This is a genomic window from Pseudoalteromonas umbrosa, from assembly GCF_030125375.1.
GTDB lineage: Bacteria > Pseudomonadota > Gammaproteobacteria > Enterobacterales > Alteromonadaceae > Pseudoalteromonas > Pseudoalteromonas umbrosa.
On the sequence record NZ_JASJUU010000003.1, the window covers coordinates 27,909 to 51,217 of the forward strand.

The following is a 23,309-nucleotide window of genomic DNA, read 5'->3' on the forward strand; positions in this document are numbered from 1 at the left end:
TCGTTTCCTAGTCAACTTTTTATCAATGTTGGGCTGTTAATGTAATTTTTTTAACTAGAAAACAAAGGGGTAGCTATTTAGATATAGGCTATTTCATTAAGAGCCTGCTAACAAAGTTAATGCGAAACCAATCTGCACTTTGCTTTTTATCGGCTAGGAAATATTGTCTGTATATTCGATTGTTGTCAGTAAGCTTTTTAAGGTTGACTACTTATTAATTAGATACTTATAACACGATTGTTTAATCGATATAGTAGCACTATGGTGACCGTAATGGGTAGTCACTTAGTTTTTATCAGGCAACGACCAAGATATAGCTTATTACTTATGTGACCACTAAGCGTAAATTGTTGTTCACAATGCATGACTATTTTAGGTAAACTCGCGGCTGAAATTCTGCGGAGGTAAATATGGAATTATCAGCATGGTTGAGTTTAGCACTTATTTGTACATTGGGTGCGATGTCACCAGGGCCAAGTTTGGCAGTGGTGCTCAAGCATAGTATGAACAGTGGTCCTGCTGCCGGAATATCTGCAAGTATTGCCCATGCCTTTGGTGTTGGCAGCTATGCGGCGCTTTCAGTACTTGGTCTCGCAAGTTTGATTGCACAGTTTCCGACTGTTTATACACTACTATTATATTTTGGTGCTGCATACTTGGCTTATCTTGGTTTTAAAATATTGACTTGTAAGCCGTCAGAGCTAAATGGAAGTGAAGTAATAAATAAAACGACAACAGATTGGTTATCTGCTGCGAGAGAAGGTTTCACAGTAGCGTTTGTGAACCCTAAAACTGCAATATTCTTTGTTGCACTTTTCTCTCAGTTCATTGATCCAGATGCGATGACATTTACACTCGCCTTTTTGATGTGTTTTACGGTATTTATTATAGATGCAATATGGTTTGTATTAGTGTCAGTTGCAGCATCATCAGCGACAAAGCGTTTTGACTTGGGGTCAAAGCAAGGCGTTATATCTAAAGTCTTAGGTATTGCGTTTATGTTATTAGCTTTGAGAGTGCTTTATCAGACTTTTTAAATCCCAAACCTAATTAGCGGCAGGGAAGTGCCGCAATTACTTTGTGATTCTTGAGTTTAAATAATGAGTGAGTATAAGCAGCTTTAACATCGGGTTTTCCCTTGTGTGATGATTAAACTGCAGCGCAATATAGTCTTGGTTACGTGCTATTGCTCGTTCTACATAGACATGGATATGCAAGTCGTCAGACAGCTCTAGGTATGCATGTTTTTTTGCAAAGTATTTCACATGTTCAGCACCACTTAAAGGGAATGAGGCAACACAGGCCCCTGACAATGATAGACTTTGAACTGAGCAAATAATTTTTGGATAAGTCAGAGAAAATGTAATTGATGGCGATGGATAAAAACGCCAGTTTCTCGGGTATCTACTTTTATCAACAATGTCTGGAAGCTTATTGATAAGCGTCAATAGCGTTGAAATTTTATGCTCGTATATATCATTGTGATACGCCTCTTGCCCTAATAATATACTGTCAATATATGACTTTTTTGCGAAGTATTGATTATGCGCCAAATAAAGTGCCAGTGGCTCCACTAACCATAATTGGTAAATGCGCTTTTTTAGCTGTTCTATGCTGTGCTTATGCTGCACTAAGCTGTCTTGTTCATCAAAGTGGTTTGTTTCTACTTCATGAAGTAGTTTGAGCTCTTCAGGTGTCAGTTTCATAGTAATCAACCATCCATTGCAATTAGTGATAACTAAGCAAAATGCATACCTGTACTACATAAAAAAGCGCGACACATTTGGCCGCGCTTTCACTAGGGGGATTTTATTTAACGTCGCATACTGCCGCTAAATCTAGTATGGTTATCTGTACTGTCATTGTCAGTAGAATCAAGTGGGTGTTCTAGCTTAATAACATCTACGTTCCAACCATCATCAAGTATACTTGTTGGTGTTATCACGTATGCTTCTACTTGCAAACCAGCACTTGGGGTGATTGCCGTAAGATGAATTTGACCAAGTACGACTTTCCATGTGAATGAGCGTGTTTGTCCGTCACTGACAAAGTCAGCTGTACTATCTCCTTTAAAGTCAATGTAGTGGGTGGTGTCACCATTAATCAGAGCAAAACGTTCGAAATGGATTTTAAGACCGTTAAAGTAAGGTTGATCGCTATTTGACTTGGTGCGAACGACTGCACCAACTTCTTCCATGTCTTTCCAATGAATGACGTCGGGTCCCGCTTGATACATAAAGAATGAAGCATCGTCGGTGTTAAGTTGGTTAACTTCAAAAGTGAGCGTTGCTAAACCCGTATCGTTATTATAAACGTATGAGCCATAGTTGATCCCTGGTCCATCTGAGTTTGCGGGGTCATACTCTGCTTCAAAAAACTTATTATCTGGTAAAAATACTGACACCCATACTCGATCGGTTGTGAGAGGGTATTCTACAAAACCGCCTACTCGAGGGTCATTGTCATCCAGCAAGCGTTCAAAGGTGATAGGGGATTCGCCCTCAACCTCTAGTGTCATTGTATTTCCATTTACGGTTGCTTTGTGTGCCAAGTTATCATCAAATCCGTATACGCCATTGGTATCTACTACTTTACTGACAAACAAGTCACCAGTTGCTTCATCCCAGTTAACGTATCCAATTTCCAAACCAGCAAAGCCTTGTGGGTCATTGTCGGTTTTGAGCTCCATGTGCACCCAAGTGTCATCTCTAATAATGATGACAAAGTTAGGTGAGCTAGGTTGATACCAAGCACCATTGATTGCATATTGCATTGAGGCTGGGAGTGTATATATATTTCTAGAAGCGACGTTATTGTCAAAATAAAGGTTTCTGACTTCGCCTAAATCACAGTTTGTGCCTTGCACATATGCACACACTTTAAGGTAATCTCTATCGAAACTTTGAATCTCTGTAATACCAACGGAGCCCATTTGATCTATTATGAGTTTTCCGTCTGAGATAGAGTAGTCAGCCGTATCCATGTTATTGGTCGTTACAGTCCTTTTTATAATGCCATCTTCATTTGTTTGAGTGGTAAAATGATTGGTTTGAACCTGCATGTCTTGTACGAAGTACATATAACGATTGTTTAACCAAACATACTCAAACTTATCTAGCGTTGAACTAGATTTCACAAATTTTGTAAGTGTGGAGAACTTAGATTCAGCACCATTTAGAATAGGGTAACTTTGCCGTGCGTACCAAGTGTCACCGCTGCGACGGATCATTTCTATTTTCTGATGATTATTGAGACGACACATGTCAGGTGATGTGTTTTCTGGACATTGGCGTACGATAGTATAATTAGTTAGTGTACCGTAGCGATAGTCCATAATATCGAGTGTGCGTCCAGAAAATTGCCAAGTCTGACTTGTCTTTGAAAGGAAGCTGTAAGTGGTCCCGTTGATATAGTTATCAACAAAATAGTTCTGAGAGAGGTCTTCTCCAAGATAGCTATTCAAGCGGCCCAAAACATCGCTACTTTCCAGTGTAATTGATTGCTCCGGCATGAGTAATCCAGCTCGTCTTCGATATTCTCCATCACCAGTAATATCAGTGGTAGCCCAGAATTGATGCCCCGCATCAATATTTTTAGTGAGCCAGTATGTGAGTGTCTGAGCTGACAGGCTGTCGGTTGCGCTCAGTGTAATTTTTAAAACGTTTTCATCCAGTGACCAAGTGAAGCTGCGAGTTGTGCTTTCTAAAGTCTGGGCACTACCACTACCATCTTGATTAAAAGTTACTTTACTCGCAAATTTATCGCTGGAATTATTAAATAGCTCACTGATATACCAGACGCCACTAAAGTTGGTTGCAGTTGGCGTGATTGTTTTTGCTTTGTCGATCATGGAGCGTTCATAGGACATTTCAACATTACTGTTGATTAGCGTTTCATTGCCATCAAGATCAGCTGTGTACTCATCTCCCATAAATTCAATACTGATGGCTTTAGCGGAGGTATTTTCATCATAAATCGTGAACGCGCCGCTTTTGAATTTGTAATAGCAAGCAAAATAGGTGTTTTCTGAATTTTTACAAGAATAGATTTTACTTCGTATGCCTTCACCAAAAGTAAGCGTGACTTTTCCTTTGTCATCTTGTGACCAAGTCATGTTACCACTTGTATAATCTGCAAATGTTCCAGTATTGTCTTGATTAAATGTCGCTTCAAAAAATAAAGAAGAGAAATATTTAGGTGAGCCTATTAAAAAGCTACCAATAAGGTCCGATTGGCCGCTATCTACTAAGTCACTATCCTCTTTAATGCTATTTTTAGTACTCGCTATGAGGGATGGATTTTTGTCATTAATGGTATCGGTGAGCTCGGTCACTGCTGTAGGTGTTGATACCAACTCAAATGTTGAATTAACCCCTTCAGGCAAACTAAAGGCATTATCTCCTTCACCATCGACTACAATCTTAATCAAAGCCGCAAGCGTAAGTTTTTCGTCGGCATCAATACCTACAAGGGCATTGTTTAGTGATGTTTCGCTTTGCGGAGTGCCCGCTTCTCGAGTGATCAATGCATATTCAGAAGTCGTCACATTGGTGATGTTAACGCCAAAGTTGTCGTCTTTGTTTAGGACACCATCGTCGCCAGCCTGTACTTCGATTGATGAAAAGCTCGGTAGCTGTGAGTAAAACTCTACCTCAGATTGAGCGCTTCCGCCTTTTGCTCTGATCCTAACCAAGTCGTCTACCATGGATTCATCCACATCAAGCTGATAGTTATAGGTTCCAGTCTCATCAGCGGATAACTCAAAACTCTGATCGCCAACAAATATAGTGAGGGCAGCATTGGGGATTGGCTCGTCAGTGACTAACCCAGTGATGGTTACGGACTTTACTATTCTAGTGACGTTTAGGTTAAAGTCTGCACTTGTGGTTGCACCGTCATCATCCGCCACTGTAACTCGCAGTGTCATTGTTGAGTCTTCTGAAATATCCGGCGTGATAAATGTCACTGTATTGGTTGCGGAATTTGATAGCGTCGTCGAGGGACCGGCAACGATTTGCCATGAAAATGAATCAACAGTGCCATCGCTATCAGTTGCTTGCGCCGTGAGGGAGATTTCTTGCTTTTCTTGAATAGAGTTTTCACCACTAATAGTAACCGAGGGCGCGGCGTTTTGTGGCGTGCTAGGAGTTGATGGTGTAGAAGGCGTTGATGGTGAGCCACTATCAGAACCTCCTCCTCCACAGCCAGCAATACTAACACCTAGCACCCAAGTTAGTATGAGGTGCATCCTTTTACGTGAATAAAACATGGTTTTTTCCTCCGCAACACACGATACAAACTGTGCAGGTTTTGAGAATATTTATTGGGTTCAATAAGCATAGTCAACGTGCGGAATTCTTACAGGTTATTTAGTGAACTTGAGCTAAAAAGTATACTGTTTGCGGACAGGGGTATTGAATCATTTTACAAGCACGCGGAGTAAGCGTTCATTAGCATTGCAAACTTTTATAGTGATGTGATTGTAATTGACTTTAAGAACTGATTTGATTAGTTTTAAATTCAATATGTTATGTTATAAATAGCGATAAGCTATTTGATAAATATAAGAAATAAAAACAGGAACTTTGATGTTGTACCCAGAGCCAATAAAACCCGGCAACAGAATTGCCATTACTGCTTTTTCTTCAGGTGTACCCAAAGCATGCCATACTCGATTAGACATTGTGTTAAATGATTTATCTAAACGCGGGTTCCACGTAGTAGAGGGGCAATGTTTGCGTGACAATCAACTACATGTGAGTGCATCTACTGAGCTGCGCGTGGCGGAACTTATGGCGTTTTTACTTGATGACAGTATTGATGTGATTATGGCTCCGTGGGGTGGTGAAGTGGCGATGGAACTATTACCGCATCTGGATTGGCAGCAATTGGAAAAAGCTAAGCCGAAATGGTTAATGGGGTTTTCTGATATTAGTACGGTTTTGAGTGCTATCAGCTCTAAGCTTGGCTGGGCAACTTGCCACTGTACGAACTTGATGCAGTTAGCTTTGAATCAGACTGATGATTTAACTGCAAATGTATTTACCCATTTGGCAACCTCAATAGGTTCAGAGTTTAAGCAGAACGCCGCAACACATTATGAGCCACAGTATGCGGATTATAGTCAAGAACCTAACGCCGTATTTCATTTAACAGAGCCAAGTTGTTGGAAAGTACTTAATACAAATCGCTTTAACGTTTCTGCTCTTGAGTTTTCAGGACGTTTAGTGGGCGGGTGTTTAGATACACATATGGTACTGTATGGCACAGACTATTTTGCACCCTATAACCGGTTGATAAATGAATTTGAGCCGGCGATTTATTACTTCGAAAATGGCGAGCTAACTGCAACACAGTATTTTCGTGCATTGCAAAGTTTAAAGCTCAAAGGTGCATTCAAACATGCCACTGGCATTTTAATCGGGCGTAATATTGCAGCAGAGGGTAAGCGGGGTGACGGCTATGATGACCTTATGGCGTTAAACCAAGCGCTAGGAGATCTTGAAATACCGGTTTTATATGATGTCGATATTAGCCATCAAGCACCTAATTTGACTATTATTAACGGCGCAATGGCCAATGTTAAGCTCATTAAAGGCATGGGCGAGATAACTCAAAAGCTCATTTAATCATCATATTTAAAGAGTATAGATAAAAATATATTAGCGATTTTTTTAGTCTTAATGCGCATATTGTTTATATGTCTCAAATGTGCGCTTTTTACCTCATGCCTTTTTAATTTGTCATTTTAAAAAGATAAAATAACAAAAATTTTTATTTTGAGGTTTTGGATGACCTATTCAAAAAAAATACTGGCTGTTATTTTATCACTATTTATTTCTTTTAATACTTTAGCGCAAGAAAGCGAGCAAAGTGTTGTGCTATTTTCTCTTGATGGTTTTCGTTGGGATTATATTGAAAAGCACGATGCAAAAAACATTGCGATGATAGCTAAAAATGGCGTACGGGCAAGTCATATGCGTCCCGTTTATCCGACGAAAACATTTCCCAATCATATTTCAATCGTCACCGGTTTATTGCCGTCAAATCACGGTATTATAGACAATTACTTTTGTGATAAGCGTCGTCAAGAATGTTACAAAATGGGCCAAGGTACCAAAGACAGTACTTGGCTCAGTGGGATACCGCTTTGGAACTTAGCTGAGATGCAGGGGGTCAAAGCAGCAACCTATTTTTGGCCAGAGTCTGGGGCGCGTTTTAATGGCAGAACACCCAGTTATTATATGCGTTACGCAAAAAAAGGCAGCTATCAAAAGCGCATAGACCAAATTATCGAATGGTTAAAGCTTGAAAAGTCACAAAGGCCAAGGTTTGTGGCTGGGTACTTTTCACTGGTTGATGATATGGGACATGATTTTGGCCCTGATGCAGCAGAAACTTATCAAGCTGTACAAGAGGTAGATAAGCTAATAGGGCAGTTGTGGAGTAGGCTTAAATCTGAGGTGGATCATGACGTAAATCTGGTGCTGGTATCTGATCATGGTATGGTGTCTGTTGACCCCGAAAAAACCATTATTTTAGAAAAGCTTGGATTCGATTTAGAACAATTTGACGTTAAAAATGGCGGCACTCGTACACACTTATACAAAAAACCAAATTCTGAAGTAGATATTGCGGGCTTAAAGTTGTCGTTGAGTGAGCAAAGTAAAGAGCGTTTTGAAGTGCTAAATAATACGGTTTTGGCGTCAAGGGGCGTCAAAATTGATGATACAACGGCAGACATCATCATTGAAGCATTTCCACCGTATGCATTTGGTACCCATGAGAAAATCGATTACGTTGGTGCGCACGGATACCCTTACTCAAAAGATTTGGCCGCGACCTTTGTTGCAATAGGACCTGCGTTTAAAAAAGGGGTTAAACTTCCAGAAGTCAATAATTTAGATATTTACCCCACCGTTGCCAGTATTTTAGGATTGAAATTGATGTCCAAGGTGGATGGAGATGGAAAGACATTAGTGTCAGCACTGAAATAAGCTTTTTATCAACCGTAAACGTATATAACACGTCGATAATTTATATGCGTGTAGCGGGTTTTTGTAACATGAGTATTACACTCTAAAACCATAATTAGATTATCGTCCGTTAGATTAGTGAGTTTGTCGCAATTTGCGCGTTGGACAAACTTATTCAGTGTATCTTGTTTAAAAACAATTATCATTTGAGGTGTAAAAATGCGTTGTATGCCTGCGTTTGTATCCGTTGTTGCTATGTCCGTATTTGCGGCGTGGTCAGCACCAACTTGGAGCGCGCCAGTAGAAGTCGCGGTTTTTCAAGCCAAGGATCTTCAATATAAAAATAAATTAGCGTTGAGTGGTACTGTTGAGGCATCCCAAAATGCAACCCTTGCTAGCCTAGAAGCAGGCGTAGTAAATGAATTAATGGTGGAAGTGGGTGATGTAGTTAAACGTGGTCAGGCGTTACTGCGACTTGACCCAACTTTAGCGAAACTCGAGTTGGAACAAAGTGAAGCGTCTGTGTCGGCTGCACATGTTGCATTATTGGAGGCAAAACGACAGCTAGAAGAAGTTGAATCGCTGTCTAAAAAACAGTTTGTTGCGCCAACCTTATTGGCTGAGCGACGTGCTAGTGTGGCTGCCGCCAAAGCTGAGCTTGCAAAAACGAAAGCAAACTTGGCTGTTAACAAAGAGACATTGAGAAGACAAACGCTGTTCGCGCCATTCGAGGGCGTAGTGATGAAGCGTAATGTGGATTTAGGTGAGTGGGTAACCACTCAGACACATACTTTTACCTTAGTATCCGCAGAGGATTTAAGGCTTAACGTCGCTGTGCCGCAAGAGTACATCAGCGCCTTTTCAAACAATCAAATTCAATCGCTTAATATTATCCCCGACCACGATCAAAGTAAGCTGGTTAAAGGTCAAGTTCAGGCGGTTGTCCCTGTGATTAATGCTGGGACCCGTAGCTTTGTGGTACATATAGCTGTGCCACCACAAGCTGGGTTTGTCGCAGGTATGTCTGCGCAAGCTGAATTTGAATTACCTAATACCGGCACTCAGGCTGTTTGGGTGCCAAAGTCGGCCCTTAAATATCATCCAGATGGTGCACTGAGTGTATTTGTTGATAAACAAGGTCGGGCGCAAAGGCATACGGTAAGAATATTAGAGCAACGTGGTGAGCAAGTGCTGATCTCTGTCGTATCAGGAAACAGCAGTGTATTAACCTCACCCATTATTACAACAGCTGTGCAGCTGCTTAAAAATGGCAGTGAAATTTCTGTGAATAAGGGTTAGTCGATATGATTGAAAGCGCCGTAAAGCGTGGCACATTGGTTGCCGTCATCTCTTTAATCATATGTATTCTGGGTTTGGTAACCGCGCTTAAAATTCCTGTACAGATGATCCCTGATCTAGAAGTTCGAACCATTACAGTTCAGACTGGTTGGCCAGGTGCTACACCTCAAGATGTTGAAAAAGAAATCCTTGTAGAGCAGGAGAGATACTTAAGAAGCCTGTCTAACTTAAAGCGTATGGTGTCTTATTCGCAAATGGGCTCGGCAAGAATACAGCTTGAATTTCCATTTGGTGTTGATGTTAACGATGCGCTAATTAGAGTCAATAATGCTTTGAGCCAGGTACCTGGCTATCCCGAAAACGTAGATCAACCACGACTTTATTCTAGCTCGTTCTCTTCTAACGCATTCATGCATTTTGTACTCAAACCACAGACAGGTAACCCACTTGATCTTGACGTAGATATGTTGCGTGATTTTGCAGAAGACTTCGTCAGACCTAGAATGGAAAGTGTGCAAGGCGTCTCTGAAGTGGGCGTGGGAGGCGGCGCTGCAAGACAGATCCAGATTAATGTTGATCCAAGCAGGTTAGCACAGCGTGGCTTGAGTGTGACTGATTTAAGAAGCGCAATTCGAGCGCGCAACCGCGATGCTTCAGCGGGCGATATTGAAAGCGGCCCGAGCCGATATTTGTTGCGTATGGTGGGTCGTTTTGAGCAGCTCAATGAACTTGAAGATTTAATCATCTCAGAGCAAGGAGGGATCACCACTAAGCTTAAAGATGTGGCGGTTATTTCACTCGATCACTTTGAACTTCGTGGCATTTCCTATTCTGACGGTGAGCGTACGCTTAGGTTATCTGTACGTCGTGAAAGCGGCTCAAATGTGATTGATATCAAACAACAGATGTTACCTGTGATTGAGCAAATTAATCAGGAGCTGTTGGCGCAAAATGGTCTAGAACTTATCTTGATGAGTGACGATGTTCAATACGTTGAAAGCTCACTTAAAAATGTATGGACTAACCTAGCTTTGGGTGCATTGCTTGCGACCTTGGTGATGTTTTTATTCCTGCGTTCAGGGCGGGCTACTTTGGTCGGTGTGATTGGTATTCCTATCTGTACTGTTGCAGCATTTCTTGGTTTAACCTTGTTCGATCGTACTATCAATGTGATCTCATTGGCAGGTGTGGCATTTGCAATTGGCATGACGGTAGATAACACCATTGTGGTACTCGAAGCCATAGTACAAGCGAATAAACGAGGTACTAGTAAGTTACATGCGGCCATTAAAGGGGTTAAAGAAGTTTGGCCTGCGGTACTGGCCTCCACTGCGACTACTGTACTGGTGTTTGCACCGATTTTATTTGTGGAGCAAGAAGCTGGGCAGCTTTACTCAGATATTGCCATAGCGGTGTCTTCAGCGATTATCGCTTCAATGTTAGTGGCTATTTTCATTGTTCCGACGACACTTGCTAACTTACCTAATCGTAAAGAGGAAATGAAAACGGTTACCTTATCAAAGCGCTGGTTGGCTTTGGTGTCGTTTTGTGTTGCATCTAAAGCGCGCGCGACCGGTATTACCGTTGGCTTCGTTGTTATCATTTTAGGTGCGGCTTATGCCTTGATGCCAGCAGCTGAATATTTGCCGGAAGGTGAAGAGCCAAAAGCGTTTTCTATGATGATTGCGCCGCCTAGCTACAACCTATCTGAAATGAAAGAGATAGGTGATGAGTTGAGAGTGTATTTTAACGGTCATATCAACGCGCCGAGTGACGCATTTGATAACGGCGAAACGGACATGCCGCCATTGGCATATTACTCTATGTCTGTGTCAATTGGCCGTATATGGTTTTTAAGTGCACCTACCGACCCTGACAATATCCAAGCGATGATGGATGCTATTACAGCTAAGTTTAGAAGCTATGACAATATGCGTGCGTTCTCGGCAAGAGGCTCGATTATCTCTAGTAATGATGGTGGTACACGAGCAGTTGCGGTAGATATCGCGGGCAGTAATTTGACCGACTTATACCGTGCAGCCGAAGCTGTTTACGAGCAGGCTCAAGTTACGTTTGATAACCCTCAAATTAACTCAGATCCACGGGCACTAAGCTTGGATCAGCCTTTGATTGAGATTAAACCGAAATGGCAAAGACTGGCTGAGCTTGGTATAAGCCCCAATGAATTTGGCTACACGATTTCATCACTCAGTGATGGTGCTTATGTTGATGAGTTTATTTTGAATGATGACAAAATAGATATGTTTATCTTTAGCCATCAAAAAGAGCAGCAGACCATTGAGCAATTAGCGACGTCCCCAATTGTGACACCATCGGGTGATGTACTGCCTTTAAGCGCGTTAGCTGATTTGGTTGAGAGTAAAAACAGTGATAGTTTGCGTCGAGTAGACGGCAAAAGAACCGTGACTGTTTATATTATTCCGCCAAGAGATGTGGCATTGGAAACCGCTGAAGAAATAGTCCGTACCGAGTTACTGCCTGCGTTATGGCAGCAAGGCAAAATTGCCCAGGGGACTAAGCTGTCTATCAGTGGTGCAGCGGATCAGCTAGAAGCAACTCAAGCATCGCTATCGAGTAACTTTGTTGTTGCACTGGTACTGAGCTACTTACTGCTGGTGGCTATTTTCACACACTGGCGCTACCCGTTGTTTATTCTGGCAACCGTGCCGCTAGGCATGGCTGGCGGCTTACTAGGTTTGATCTCGGTTAACGGCGTCAATGCGCTATTAGCTAACTTTGGTATGACGCCATTCCATCAACCTTTTGACATGATCACTATGTTGGGTTTCTTGATTTTATTAGGTACGGTGGTAAACAACCCAATCTTAATTGTTGATCAAACCCGTAAGTTGATTGTTGACCAAGGGATGGAGGTTGTCACGGCAGTTAAACAAGCCGTAGCGACGCGATTAAAGCCAATTTTGATGTCGACAGCGACCACATTATTTGGTCTTGCACCACTGGTCTTTATTCCAGGTGATGGCACAGAGTTATACCGCGGTGTAGGTATCATTGTACTGTGCGGTATTGTGTTCTCGATGTTGCTTAGTTTAACTTTCTTACCAGCTCTGTTGGTCAGTGTGCTAAGTAATAAGCGAGTAAGGTAGTGATACAAAAAGGAGCTTCGGCTCCTTTTTTAATGAGAGTACAATCCCCTAGTCTTGCTAAGTATTTCCATCATTGGCCTCAGATTGCTTTACTGCTTCAAGATAGCGACTTTCAATAAATTTGTTTTCTTTGGTTAGGTGCTTAATTTTTTGCTTGGCTTGTTGTAATTCAGCTTCGAGTGCTTTGGAATTTGTGTCACCCGACGGCTCTGGCAAATCTACTGATAGCTGATCAATAAGCTGGTTTTGTTCAGCTATTTGTCGTTCATATTGTTGTACCAAGGCTTGAATTTCTTGCTCATTCGGAGTTTGTTCACTGACTTGTGCTGAATTCACCTGCGTTTTTAATTGTTCGATTTCCTTTTGTAAATCGGTGTTTTCTTGTTTGAGGCTCCCCACCGATTGAAATTGATCTTCTAACTTTGTTTTTGCATATTTGAGCTTTTTACCACTGATATCCAAATCTCCTTTGAGTCGTTTAATCAGCTTTTGAGAACGCGATAATTTTTTATTGAGTTCATTGATTGATGCCTGCTCTTCTTTGGTGATGTGGTCTGCAGTTGAGGCACGGATCTGGGCTAGCTGGTTTTCAAGGTTAGCTTGCACATGAAGAAGTTCAGTGATGGTTTGTTCATGTTGGTTATTAAATTGTGTTGCCCGCTCTACCGAGTCTTTACATAAAGCGACTACTTCATTTGACTCGGGGCTGTTTGCTTGATTCCCCATGAATACGCCTGCGAATTTTCTAAACTCTCTTAATATCATTAACAGAATATAAAACCATGCCGCTAAAATAAGCAGGCCGAAATTTAAGGCAATATATTGGTAAACTTCTATCGGCAGCATGTCGGCTTTTCATCGCATCATTGATTATCAATAGGATAAGTTTAGTTTTACTGCAAAATTCTGCCTATACTGAATATGAAAATTTAATATTGAGGTAAAAGTGAAAGTTCTGATAGTGGATGATAGCCATGCAACATGTGAAATTATCAGGCGTGCACTTCAACAGTTTACGTATCGCAAGTTATTTATTTCTTGTTCCAATAGTGTTGATGATGCACTTGAGCGCATAGAGTTATGGCAACCTCAGATAATATTAACAGATTGGCATATGCCTGATAAAACGGGCATTGAGTTGCTACAGGTGGTTGGCACAACACATCCTGAGATCCCTGTTGGTATGGTATCTACAGTAGATGAAGAAGAGCAAATCAATTACGCTAAGTCTATGGGCTGTGCCTTCTTTTTATCTAAGCCCTTCGCTGACAGCGACCTTAGAAAAGCTATCATGCCGTTGGTCAAAGATTTAGAAACCAAAGAATTGATGGTAGAACAAGAGGTGCCAATAAAAGAGGGATTGGCACTACCAAAAACAGATTTCTTAGAGCGTTTAATGCAAAAGAATATCAGTGAGTCGCTTACCCTCAAACCTATCCGCGCTCAATCATTGGATGAAAGTAAATTACCCTGTGTTATGGTGGTCTATGCAGAGCGAGGGAGTCAAAAGGTTCGCGTTATCTGTGTATTGGATGTATACGCGACTTGTGTATTAGCCAGTAGCATAGAAGTGATCCCTGAAGATGAGGCGCAAAGAGCCATTCATATGAATCAGATAAATGCGCATATTATGAAAGCCTGCAAAGAGGCGCTTGGTAAAACAGCGTACGCATTTTTAGATAATCAAAGTAAAATGAGTTTGTTTGTCAGAAGCTGTAAATGTGTTTATACCCATCATCCAAAACTAGAGTTACTTTATAAATACCCCCTCGATAGCCGAATTGACTTAAGTTGTGAGAGAGAAGGAATGGCACAAGGCAAAATGCTTATTGTCGGCGTTTAGCTTACCTTAAGTTATAAAGGTTAGGCATTCTCAGCACTTGCCACTGACGCTTTTCTATACTTCGCAGGCGTGGTGTCGGTGAATTTTTTAAAAGCAATATAAAAAGTAGACTGGTTATTATACCCACATAGCGCTGATACTTGCTTTAGGCTCATTTTTTTGTGTTCAGTTAGTAAGTTTTTTGCCAGCTCTATCCTGTGATGATTGATGTATGAGGTAAATGAGACACCTAAGTTATCGTTCAAGATTTGTGATAGGTGCGGTACGGATATATTAAGCTTATCAGCCACTTGAGATAGTGACAGATTAGGGTATTTATATAGCTCATCATCAATCATGAGTTTTTCTAAAGCTTTTAATACAGGACTCGCCTTTACTTGAGAAATCTTTTTACTGGCATATTTTGTGGGCTTGGTGTTATGAAGTTTAGAAATAAGTAAGGTAAGACTTAAATATAATGGCAGCAGAAAACACAAGATGCCTATGGTATATGAGGTATAACTTGTAAATACATCAGCGAGCCAAAGGCCAATAGATGTGCACAAGATAACAATTGGAAATTGTGTACTCCTCGTTTTAAATAGCTCAAGGTCATTATTTATGATAGTAGGGTATATGGATATCAATGAGGCTATTAAATAGGCAAACCAGCAATAAATAATAACAGTCGATATGTGTATATTCCAAAGAGCTGAATAATGCTCATACGGCCACAGTACGCCGACTATGATAGCGAGGCTTGTGGGTGGTATTAAATGCGCTTTCCAATTAAGGTTTTTAGCTGTTTTTTGCTTAAAAGATTGTTTTATATATAGTAATAATATAGGTCCAGATAGAAAATTTGCCGTTAACCCCATCTGTAAATAGGTTTTGCTTGCTTCGGGGTAAAAGAAAAAACATATAGACTTACTTATCCTTATGAATATCATAAAAATAAAAAGAGATAACAGTTTGTGGGCGCGATTGGAAGATTTATTAATAAAAAAATAGATACTCAAAACTAGCGCATTCAATGCACCTGCGACACTTATAAAAAGCCAAAAATAAGTTGAATCTAAAACCATGAGACTCTCTACTACATATTTGCTTTTATTTTATGAGCAGGTGCTGGAGGTTTTCAATTGCAAAACTTGCATAAGAGCAGGGGTTGATTTTGCTATTTTAGGTGTTCAAATATTTATAGCTTCCCCATTTAGGATAATATAAAAGTAAATTAAGTAAGGTAAGGGGTTTCTAATTGACTAATTTATAAGAGGATGCGATGTAAATCATTATTAATTTACATCGTAAAATTTAACTTTAGAAAATTTATATCGTAACTTTTCTTGCTCTAAATTGACGACCCTTCATTTTCCCTTCTGAAATAATCTTCAAGGCTTTATTGGCCACCTTTCGCTCAATAGCCACATAAGAGGTAATCGCTGTAACTTTTATCTTACCAATCTGCGAACCTTGGATTGATTTATCTGAGGTCAGTGCGCCTAAGATATCACCTGGGCGCAACTTGGATTTTTTACCGCCATCAATCTGTAGCGTCACCATAGGGGCTCTGGCTATTTGGTTACTGAACACATCGTCATTGGGCAGTGGAGTTGGTTCAATGGTTTGCCCAAGATAGTCTTCTAGTGCATTGACTTTATGAGACTCTTTATAGCTCATAACGGAGCATGCTACGCCAGTATTACCAGCGCGACCAGTACGGCCAACACGGTGTACGTGCACTTCAGGATCATGTGCTATGTGATAGTTTAAAACCATATCAACATGGTCAACATCAATGCCTCTAGCTGCAACATCTGTTGCGACTAAAATCGTTAGACTTTTATTGGCAAATCGAACAAGAGTTCGGTCTCGGTCTTTTTGGTCTAAATCGCCATGCAGTGCCGCGCTATCAAAACCCAGTTGCTTGAGGTTATCACATACAGATTGACATTCAGCTTTGGTATTACAAAACACAACCGCCGATGCGGGTTGAAACTTTAACAGTAGTTTTTCTGTTGCAATAAGCCTTGCTTCGTTGTCAGGCACTTCATAGAAAAATTGTTCAATTGAGCTATGGTCGTGAGTTGCTTCAACGGTAACTTTTTCCGCATTGTTCATAATATGCGTTGCAAGTTGCTCAATGCGTGGTGGATAGGTCGCGCTAAATAATAGGTTTTGTCTATTGCTTGGGCAATGATCAAGAATGCATTGAATTGCGTCTTCAAAACCCATCTCTAGCATTCTATCTGCTTCATCCAATACAAATGTATTCACTTCATCCAGTGATAGGCGGCCTTTACGTAAATGTTCTGCTATGCGTCCTGGTGTACCAACCACGATATGAGCACCGTGTTCCAAAGAACCAATTTGAGGCCCCATAGGTGCGCCACCACATAATGCTAAAACCTTGATATTGTGAATCGCCCTTGCAAGCTTGCGTATTTCAACGGCAACCTGATCTGCCAACTCTCTGGTTGGGCAAACGACCAGAGCTTGTACGCGAAAGCGTTTAACATTGAGGTTATGTAATAGGCCTAAAGAAAATGCAGCTGTTTTACCCGAGCCTGTTTTACCCTGACCAATTAGGTCTTTACCAGCTAAAATTTTGGGCAGTGTTTGGGCTTGTATGTCTGTCATGGCTGTGTAGCCAAGAGAGTTAAGGTTATCTAATAGGGCGTTTGAAAGTGGCAAACTAGTAAAAAGCGACTGAGACAAAGCAGGAATCATCTATTGTGGAATAAAAGCGAATTATAACACGTGCACTTGACTGTGAGTATCTTTAGCGGAGTTGGCAGGTTTAATTTGTTCTTTTCACGCTTATTTGACTGGGTTGGTTTACTCGCCGAGCCATATTGCAATGCCATATGTTGGCTCATAGAGCGACTGAATGGACTTATTTTGACAAGCCTTTTCGGTCGCCCAATAAACTAGTTTAGGACGCCAACCTGCTGTTAATACTTGCTATGAAGTTGGTTGGGTCGTCTACCCCAATAAACAGGCTTTTAATGGTTCCTTTAGGCTTATTGAGTATTATTTCTATATTAGGTACACCTGAATAGTTAAAGCGCTTAAGATTTTTTCCGCGAGTGATAGGTTGATGGTTCTTCTTAATGTCCAAGATGTTATTAAGTGGTATGACAATTGGATTATATAAACCATACCTAACTATCAAAGTATCTTCAGTCAAAGAGATTGGCCTTTTCGCTATGGCCCGATACTCAGCGATAAAGAACACTAAACTGAAGATAGTCAGTAAGCTAACAATATTTGCAGCCATTGGAGACCAAATAAAGTGCAGTAGTAAGTGCACAATGGGAATTTCAATTGCAATTAAAATAATAAACCCTAGCAAGTTACTGTGAGTTCCATCTTTTTGATGATAACTAAAGTGAGCATTGCCTTGATAGGTTTTTGAGTGAATCCGTTTTGGCACGAGTGCAAATGTCCACATACGTATTTCAAAGCATAAAAATTGCGCAAATTTCCCAGTGCCAAGATAACGCGAGACGGACTGCTCTATTGATAGATCAGGGTCTTGCCCTTTTTTTAGTGCGATGTTTATCGCCCAGTAAACACTAAATACCGCAGCAAGCTCAAAAAGCAGAACAATGGCGAGCACCAAATATCGACTTTGTTCTAAATATGACCACAGTACTTTATGTTCATCTGGAATAATGTAGCTACCAATTAGTACTGCTAAGCAAATTAATATAAGGGCTTTGAGAAGTGCCTCTTTTTTATCTTTTACACATATAAAACAAATAACTGGTATCGCAATCAACACATCAATGAGAAATAACCACTCCCATTTTTCTTTGCCATAATCATTCCACAGGTTTTGAGTGTTGAAGTAGAAGAACCATAAGGAGGACATGGCTGTTAAAAAAATGAAGGGCAATTTTGAGCTGTTTGATAATTTCATCATTACATTCGATAAGGCTATTTTTATAATTCTTTTTAAGGAGAGTCTATCAGTACCTTTTATATAAACAAAATATAAAATAAAAGTAAGGGTTCTAACTTCTCAAATGACGTGAATATTTTAGTAATACATAGTTATGAATTCACTTGGGTTGCATCATCCCATTTATTAGTATTAATAATTTAATTTTTTAGAACGGTTTGATTTTCTAGGTTAATACCTCATGAAAAAACTTCAATTAAAAGCTGTTTTATATAGGTAAAAGGTATTGAAATGATCATTAAATGGACAGATAATGCTGCTGCTCTTTAGTCTTACTATTTAAAACAGACTTACGAGTATAGGACGAACATTAAAAGGAAGATAAATGAAAAACTTACTGATCATAATATTTACCACATTTATTCTAGCAGCTTGCAGCAGTACACAAAGCGGAAAAGATTTTGACATGGAAGTGGTTAAATCGTTTAAAAAAGGTGAAACGACTCAAGAAGATGTAAGAAAAGCCATAGGTGATCCAAGTGGCATGGACGACTTGGTTGATGGTGAAACTGCGTGGCAATATTATTTTCATGAAAATAAAAGCAGTGGATTAAACTATGTTCCAGTTGCTGGCGCTTATGCTGGTGGTTCAAAGGGCACTAGCAAGCATGTAACTATCCGCTTTGGTAAAGATGGTATTATGAGTGGCATGTCATTTAGAGAGATTGAAAGCGGCTCTTCTCGTTTCTAATCTGATTGATAGTCAATGTTTACGCCATTTGGTAGCTAGCGTTCCAAATGGCGTTTTTTCTATAAAAACCATCAGTTTAAATTGAGTGCTTGTTCATTAATGAGTAATGAAACCCGTAAATAGTTTAATGTACGTAAGTGTTCTTAACTGCTAGATTTGTATTTAATGAGTGGTTGCTACTCAATCAATCTATCAGAAAGTGTTTTTCCCTTTATTTCAAAAAATTTATTAATATTTAATTTTTATCTATCTGAATCTTGGTTGGTATTAACGGCTTCAAAATTGTTGGTTTAATTTTTTACTTTCTTCAGTCAAAGTGTTGTTGAGTTGGATTCTATAAAAATGAGCTGTTAGATTAGTTTTTAGGTCTGCTTATTTATAAAAACTATTGTTGAATTTAAACAAAGAGATAACAAAGGAGTACTTGCAAAGTGGAAGCGTCACAAATCAATGAATTTATGACGCGTGAATATTTTATCAGGCTACAGCTTCATCTTTACTTAAGCCTTTAGGGTTTGGACCATATTGGTTTTCACCTTCGTCACCTTCTAATACTGCAAATACTAACAGTGCGAGTGCACCAATCACCGGCACAAATGCTATTAGCAGCCACCAGCCAGAACGTCCTGTGTCATGTAAACGCCTAATGCTAAGAGCAATGCTTGGTACAAGAATAACTAATGCATAAATGATACTTAAGAATGATGTACCAAATAGTCCATCAAAAAAGCCAAATATAAAAGAGGCAATAAAGTTAAATAAAAAGAACATCCAATATTCTTTTCTTCTCGATCTTCCTTCAAATACCGCGTAGTTTTTTAAGACGGATATATACCATTCCATTTTTGGTTCCTTTATTAATTGTAATTTCCTAGTCTGGGAATTCGATTGCCTTTGGTGCTGAAATGTCCGTAAGCAGCAGTTTGTATCTCGATACAAAATAGCTATGTTGTTTCCCTGCGTATAAAAGTAAATCAATCATACGATTGCCACAAGAGCTAATTGCAGAAAATTAATTATTTATGCGAAAAATCATAAAAATAACAATTAAATCATTTTAAAATTAGTGTTTTATCTCTATATGGAACTGTACTTTTTAATTACATAAATATTTAAAATTACACTCAGGCGCGCTTTAAATTCTTCACATGCATTTCACGCAACTTAATAAACACTTAGGTCATAAAATAGTTTAAGCGCAATAAGGAACAAACATGGGTGTTAAGTTGGATGTCATCGATTTGGAGCATACGATTAATTTGGTAAATGGAGAACCACTGCATTTACTAAAAAATATTTCAATGTCAATTGAGGCAGGCGAGCATATTGCTATTGTAGGTGCCTCTGGTTCAGGGAAGTCAACGCTTCTTTCATTGCTTGCTGGATTGGAGACATTACAAAAAGGTAAAATCAGTTATCACAAAAACCTTGAGGTACTGAGTGGTGTGACAGGTGTATCTGGTTTTATTTTTCAGCACTTCCATCTATTACCTGAGCTAAATGCGCTACAAAATGTGGCACTGCCTTTGATGTTACGGGGTGAAAGTACAGCACAACAGCGCGCGTTAGAGAAACTAAAACTAGTAAATTTAGAGGCGCAAGCCAAACAGCCTGTTACTAAGTTGAGTGGCGGCGAGCAACAACGTGTGGCGATTGCCCGAGCGCTCTGTAATGAGCCTCAAATTTTGTTTGCGGATGAACCGACAGGGAATCTAGATCATAAAACCGCAGAACAGGTTTTTGATCTTATGCTCCATGGTGCAAAAGTGTCAGGCACTACCATGGTGGTGGTGACTCATGACCTCAATCTTGCTTCAAAATTAGATAAAACATACAAGCTTGAAAATGGGGAATTAAAGCTATGAGTGAGTCATATGCTGAAAATCAATTAGACAGTTCAAGCTGTCAATTAATGCCTGCCAGCAAGTTATTCATTAAAGTATTTATATCGCAAATCTTGCAAGGTAAGCATCTAATTACATTGCTAAGTTTGGCTCTTTTATTTTTGTATCTGAGTCTAACCAGCTTATTTGGTCAAGGCGTTGATAGGTATTTAAACCATAACTTGCAGACGATGTTAGGCGCAGATACGCAGTTAACCGTTACCAGAGACTGGCATGATCATGAAAAGCAATGGATGCAAGCGCATGCAGCTAAAAGTAGTTTTATTAATAGTTATGAAGTGACATTAAGTGCACAAGCCGCTTTTAGCCATACTAAACTCAAAGCGGTAGATCAAAGCTATCCTCTCAATGGGAATGTGACAGTGTCTTACACACCAAGTTTTACGCCATCTTTAGAGTCTACCGGGCCAAAATTAGGAGAGATCTGGCTTGAGCCTCATCTAGCTCGTGCACTGAATGTTAAGGTTGGTGATACTGTTTCCCTTGGTCACAACACATTGATGGTGAGTGCGCTATTGCTCAATGAGCCTGACAGAATCATTCAAGGATATAGCAGTGATAAACGTGCCATTGTGTCTCAAAAAAGTATTGAGCATATGGACATGATCCCGCTTGAGCGCCAAGTATTAATTAATCACCCCTTGGACTTTAAAAAGGATTACCTTCAGCGCTTACAGGACAACAGTGCTGATTTAAACATGGTTAGTAAATTACTGAACAACTACCCGATGGCACATGCGTGGAAAAGAGTTCAGAACTTTATGGGGTTGATCAGTTTTGTCATTGTCTTACTGACTTGCCTTTGTCTATGGCTTAGCAAAAAAAGTCATGTAGAGCCGCTTCAAAATGTGTTGGCAGTGATGTTGGCAACTGGTGTTAAGCGTCAGCAAATTCCATTTATTGTACTGATTTTAATGGCAAGCATTTTGTTCATTAGTTTTATTCCTGCGCTGATGATAGCCATTGCCCTCACGGCTGCTCTGGAGTATGCCATTCAGCAACACTTTTTGGCCACATTTGAGCTTATGTGGGATTGGATGGGGATTGGTAACGCGCTATTTATCAGTATGTTACTCTATTTTCTGCTCACAGTTCCGAGTTTGGTAACTCTGATCAAGAGTAATGTACGAGATCTATTAGAAAAGCGAGAGAATAACTCAATCACTTTCATAGTCAGCGGCTTATGTCCATTACTGTCTCTTTTGGTTGTAGTGGTTTTAAATACGGATAACTGGGTGTTGACCGGGCTACTGCTATCTGGTCTTGCGGTCTGTTTAGTATTATTGCTGGTTTTGGCATGGGGCGGGTTAAGTGCCGCCAACAAGTTACTGTCTGGAAAAGGGGGCATTTTTGCATTTGTACTTTTGCTGATGAAGCAACGAATGCGTGTCAAAATTGTGCAAATTCTGGCGTTAGGTTTAAGTGCCACATTATTACTATTGTGTCTTCGAGTTGGTCAAGATGTTAGTGATGTGCTTGATAGAGCATTGTTCGCAGATCAAGGGAATATATTTGTGACTCAGGCAACGGCGGAGCAAAAGCAAGCACTTACAGAATTTACTTTACAGCAGCGCGGTGAAGTAAAGCAGTTTAAAGCGTTTCAAAGCGCCAGAGTTACGCATGTTAATAACCTATTGTTAAGTGAAATTGATGCGCCAAGTAGCGACTCTAAATCTCGTTTAGAGCGCAATATCAATCTACATTGGCAAGCTAATCAGCCGCAAAACATAAATATTGTTTCTGGCCAGTGGCAAAGTAAAAAGCAAAATGATTTGCCAGCTATCTCTATGGAGCAAGAAGTGTTTGATGAGCTTAATTTAGAGCTTGAGGATGTGCTCACAATGCAAGTTGGTAACCAAAGTCAGCAGTTTAAAATTGCTTCGGTACATCACTACCGTTCAGGTTCAGATATGATCACATTTTGGTTTGTTGTACATCAAGACAGTCTGCCTGTGGCGGACGAGCAGGTTTTCTATATGGGGAGCGTCGACTTACCAGAGCAAGGCTTACAGCAGCTTGGAGAAATTTGGCAAGCTCACCCGAGCATTCGTATGTTACGTGTTGAAGAGTTAATTGCACGAGTACGCAGCACAGTTCAGACATTTATCTATCTGACTTTGGCATATGGTGTTTTTATTGCTTTGATGAGTAACTTGCTCGTTATTGCCTCGATTCAAACTCATCTTCAACGAGATAAGTTAAAGAATGGTTTGTTGCTAAGTTTTGGCTTAGATAGTCGGCAAAGTCGCAATATGCTCATTGTTGAATGGACCATTCTGACAATGATCCCGGTTGCATGTGCATTAGCATCGATATATTTGTTTATCGGTCAAATTTATCAGGCTGGATTTGGTTTGCCCTATAGGCCCAATGACTTCATGCTTCTAGTTGAGGCCATTACTATCGTTGCGGTGATTGCACTGGGTGGGATTTTCTTAAGCCGCAAGCAACTCAAGCAAAATGTGGTGACCTTACTTGAACAGCGTGGATAAAAATTGTTCTGAGATAAGATAATAAAAGGA

At 40.1% G+C, this 23,309-nt stretch carries 16 protein-coding genes; 9 read left to right on the plus strand and 7 right to left on the minus strand.

Going from position 1 to position 23,309, the window contains the following annotated elements; all coding sequences use genetic code 11:
* Positions 1–410: 410 nt before the first annotated feature.
* Positions 411–1,037 (plus strand): LysE family translocator, encoded by a 627-nt coding sequence (locus tag QNM16_RS10280; protein WP_284020394.1) that lies wholly within the window; start codon positions 411–413, stop codon positions 1,035–1,037.
* A 36-nt stretch (positions 1,038–1,073) separates the two neighbouring features.
* Here QNM16_RS10280 and QNM16_RS10285 read toward each other — a convergent pair whose 3' ends face one another.
* Together QNM16_RS10285 and QNM16_RS10290 are read right to left on the minus strand one after the other, a co-directional pair.
* Complete coding sequence (locus QNM16_RS10285) at positions 1,074–1,706, minus strand: hypothetical protein (RefSeq protein WP_284020395.1); 633 nt, start codon at positions 1,704–1,706, stop codon at positions 1,074–1,076.
* 107 nt (positions 1,707–1,813) lie between these two features.
* Positions 1,814–5,269 carry a PKD domain-containing protein gene (locus QNM16_RS10290; RefSeq protein ID WP_284020396.1) on the minus strand — a complete coding sequence of 1,152 codons (3,456 nt, stop codon included), beginning with the start codon at positions 5,267–5,269 and terminating at the stop codon, positions 1,814–1,816.
* A 319-nt stretch (positions 5,270–5,588) separates the two neighbouring features.
* Here QNM16_RS10290 and QNM16_RS10295 point away from each other — a divergent pair, with 319 nt between their 5' ends.
* From QNM16_RS10295 to QNM16_RS10310, 4 genes are all read left to right on the plus strand, one after another.
* Positions 5,589–6,629 (plus strand): S66 family peptidase, encoded by a 1,041-nt coding sequence (locus tag QNM16_RS10295; protein ID WP_284020397.1) that lies wholly within the window; start codon positions 5,589–5,591, stop codon positions 6,627–6,629.
* A gap of 162 nt (positions 6,630–6,791) precedes the next feature.
* A complete protein-coding gene (locus tag QNM16_RS10300) occupies positions 6,792–7,997 on the plus strand; it encodes an alkaline phosphatase family protein (RefSeq protein ID WP_284020398.1) in 1,206 nt (401 codons plus the stop codon).
* 198 nt (positions 7,998–8,195) lie between these two features.
* Positions 8,196–9,275 (plus strand): efflux RND transporter periplasmic adaptor subunit, encoded by a 1,080-nt coding sequence (locus tag QNM16_RS10305; protein ID WP_284020399.1) that lies wholly within the window; start codon positions 8,196–8,198, stop codon positions 9,273–9,275.
* Between the two features lie 5 nt (positions 9,276–9,280).
* Positions 9,281–12,403: an efflux RND transporter permease subunit gene (locus tag QNM16_RS10310; protein ID WP_284020400.1), complete on the plus strand. Its 3,123-nt coding sequence runs from the start codon at positions 9,281–9,283 to the stop codon at positions 12,401–12,403.
* Positions 12,404–12,460: 57 nt separating this feature from the next.
* Here the strand turns inward: QNM16_RS10310 and QNM16_RS10315 are convergent, their stop codons facing one another.
* On the minus strand, positions 12,461–13,129 hold the full coding sequence (locus QNM16_RS10315; RefSeq protein ID WP_284020401.1) for a chromosome partitioning protein ParA: 669 nt from the start codon (positions 13,127–13,129) through the stop codon (positions 12,461–12,463).
* Between the two features lie 220 nt (positions 13,130–13,349).
* On the opposite strand from QNM16_RS10315, the gene QNM16_RS10320 reads away from it, so the two are divergent.
* Positions 13,350–14,246 (plus strand): response regulator, encoded by an 897-nt coding sequence (locus tag QNM16_RS10320; protein WP_284020402.1) that lies wholly within the window; start codon positions 13,350–13,352, stop codon positions 14,244–14,246.
* A gap of 20 nt (positions 14,247–14,266) precedes the next feature.
* Here the strand turns inward: QNM16_RS10320 and QNM16_RS10325 are convergent, their stop codons facing one another.
* The 3 genes from QNM16_RS10325 to QNM16_RS10335 form a co-directional block, all read right to left on the minus strand.
* The gene (locus tag QNM16_RS10325) at positions 14,267–14,584 is read right to left on the minus strand and encodes a helix-turn-helix domain-containing protein (RefSeq protein ID WP_284020403.1); all 318 of its coding nucleotides are present in this window, start codon (positions 14,582–14,584) and stop codon (positions 14,267–14,269) included.
* 970 nt (positions 14,585–15,554) lie between these two features.
* Positions 15,555–16,943, minus strand: a complete 1,389-nt coding sequence (gene dbpA / locus QNM16_RS10330; protein WP_284020404.1) for an ATP-dependent RNA helicase DbpA — start codon at positions 16,941–16,943, stop codon at positions 15,555–15,557.
* Between the two features lie 217 nt (positions 16,944–17,160).
* Positions 17,161–18,153, minus strand: coding sequence for a hypothetical protein (locus QNM16_RS10335; RefSeq protein WP_284020405.1), 993 nt, complete (start codon positions 18,151–18,153; stop codon positions 17,161–17,163).
* Between the two features lie 364 nt (positions 18,154–18,517).
* Here QNM16_RS10335 and bamE point away from each other — a divergent pair, with 364 nt between their 5' ends.
* Positions 18,518–18,883 carry an outer membrane protein assembly factor BamE domain-containing protein gene (gene bamE / locus QNM16_RS10340; RefSeq protein ID WP_063362697.1) on the plus strand — a complete coding sequence of 122 codons (366 nt, stop codon included), beginning with the start codon at positions 18,518–18,520 and terminating at the stop codon, positions 18,881–18,883.
* Between the two features lie 477 nt (positions 18,884–19,360).
* Here bamE and QNM16_RS10345 read toward each other — a convergent pair whose 3' ends face one another.
* Positions 19,361–19,726 carry a DUF805 domain-containing protein gene (locus tag QNM16_RS10345; RefSeq protein ID WP_284020406.1) on the minus strand — a complete coding sequence of 122 codons (366 nt, stop codon included), beginning with the start codon at positions 19,724–19,726 and terminating at the stop codon, positions 19,361–19,363.
* Between the two features lie 371 nt (positions 19,727–20,097).
* Here QNM16_RS10345 and QNM16_RS10350 point away from each other — a divergent pair, with 371 nt between their 5' ends.
* Both QNM16_RS10350 and QNM16_RS10355 read left to right on the plus strand, forming a co-directional pair.
* Positions 20,098–20,748 carry an ABC transporter ATP-binding protein gene (locus QNM16_RS10350; protein WP_284020407.1) on the plus strand — a complete coding sequence of 217 codons (651 nt, stop codon included), beginning with the start codon at positions 20,098–20,100 and terminating at the stop codon, positions 20,746–20,748.
* Entirely contained in the window at positions 20,745–23,279 is a 2,535-nt protein-coding gene (locus QNM16_RS10355; protein ID WP_284020408.1) for an ABC transporter permease, read from the plus strand. Before QNM16_RS10350 ends, QNM16_RS10355 begins: the two co-directional genes overlap by 4 nt.
* Positions 23,280–23,309 lie beyond the last annotated feature (30 nt).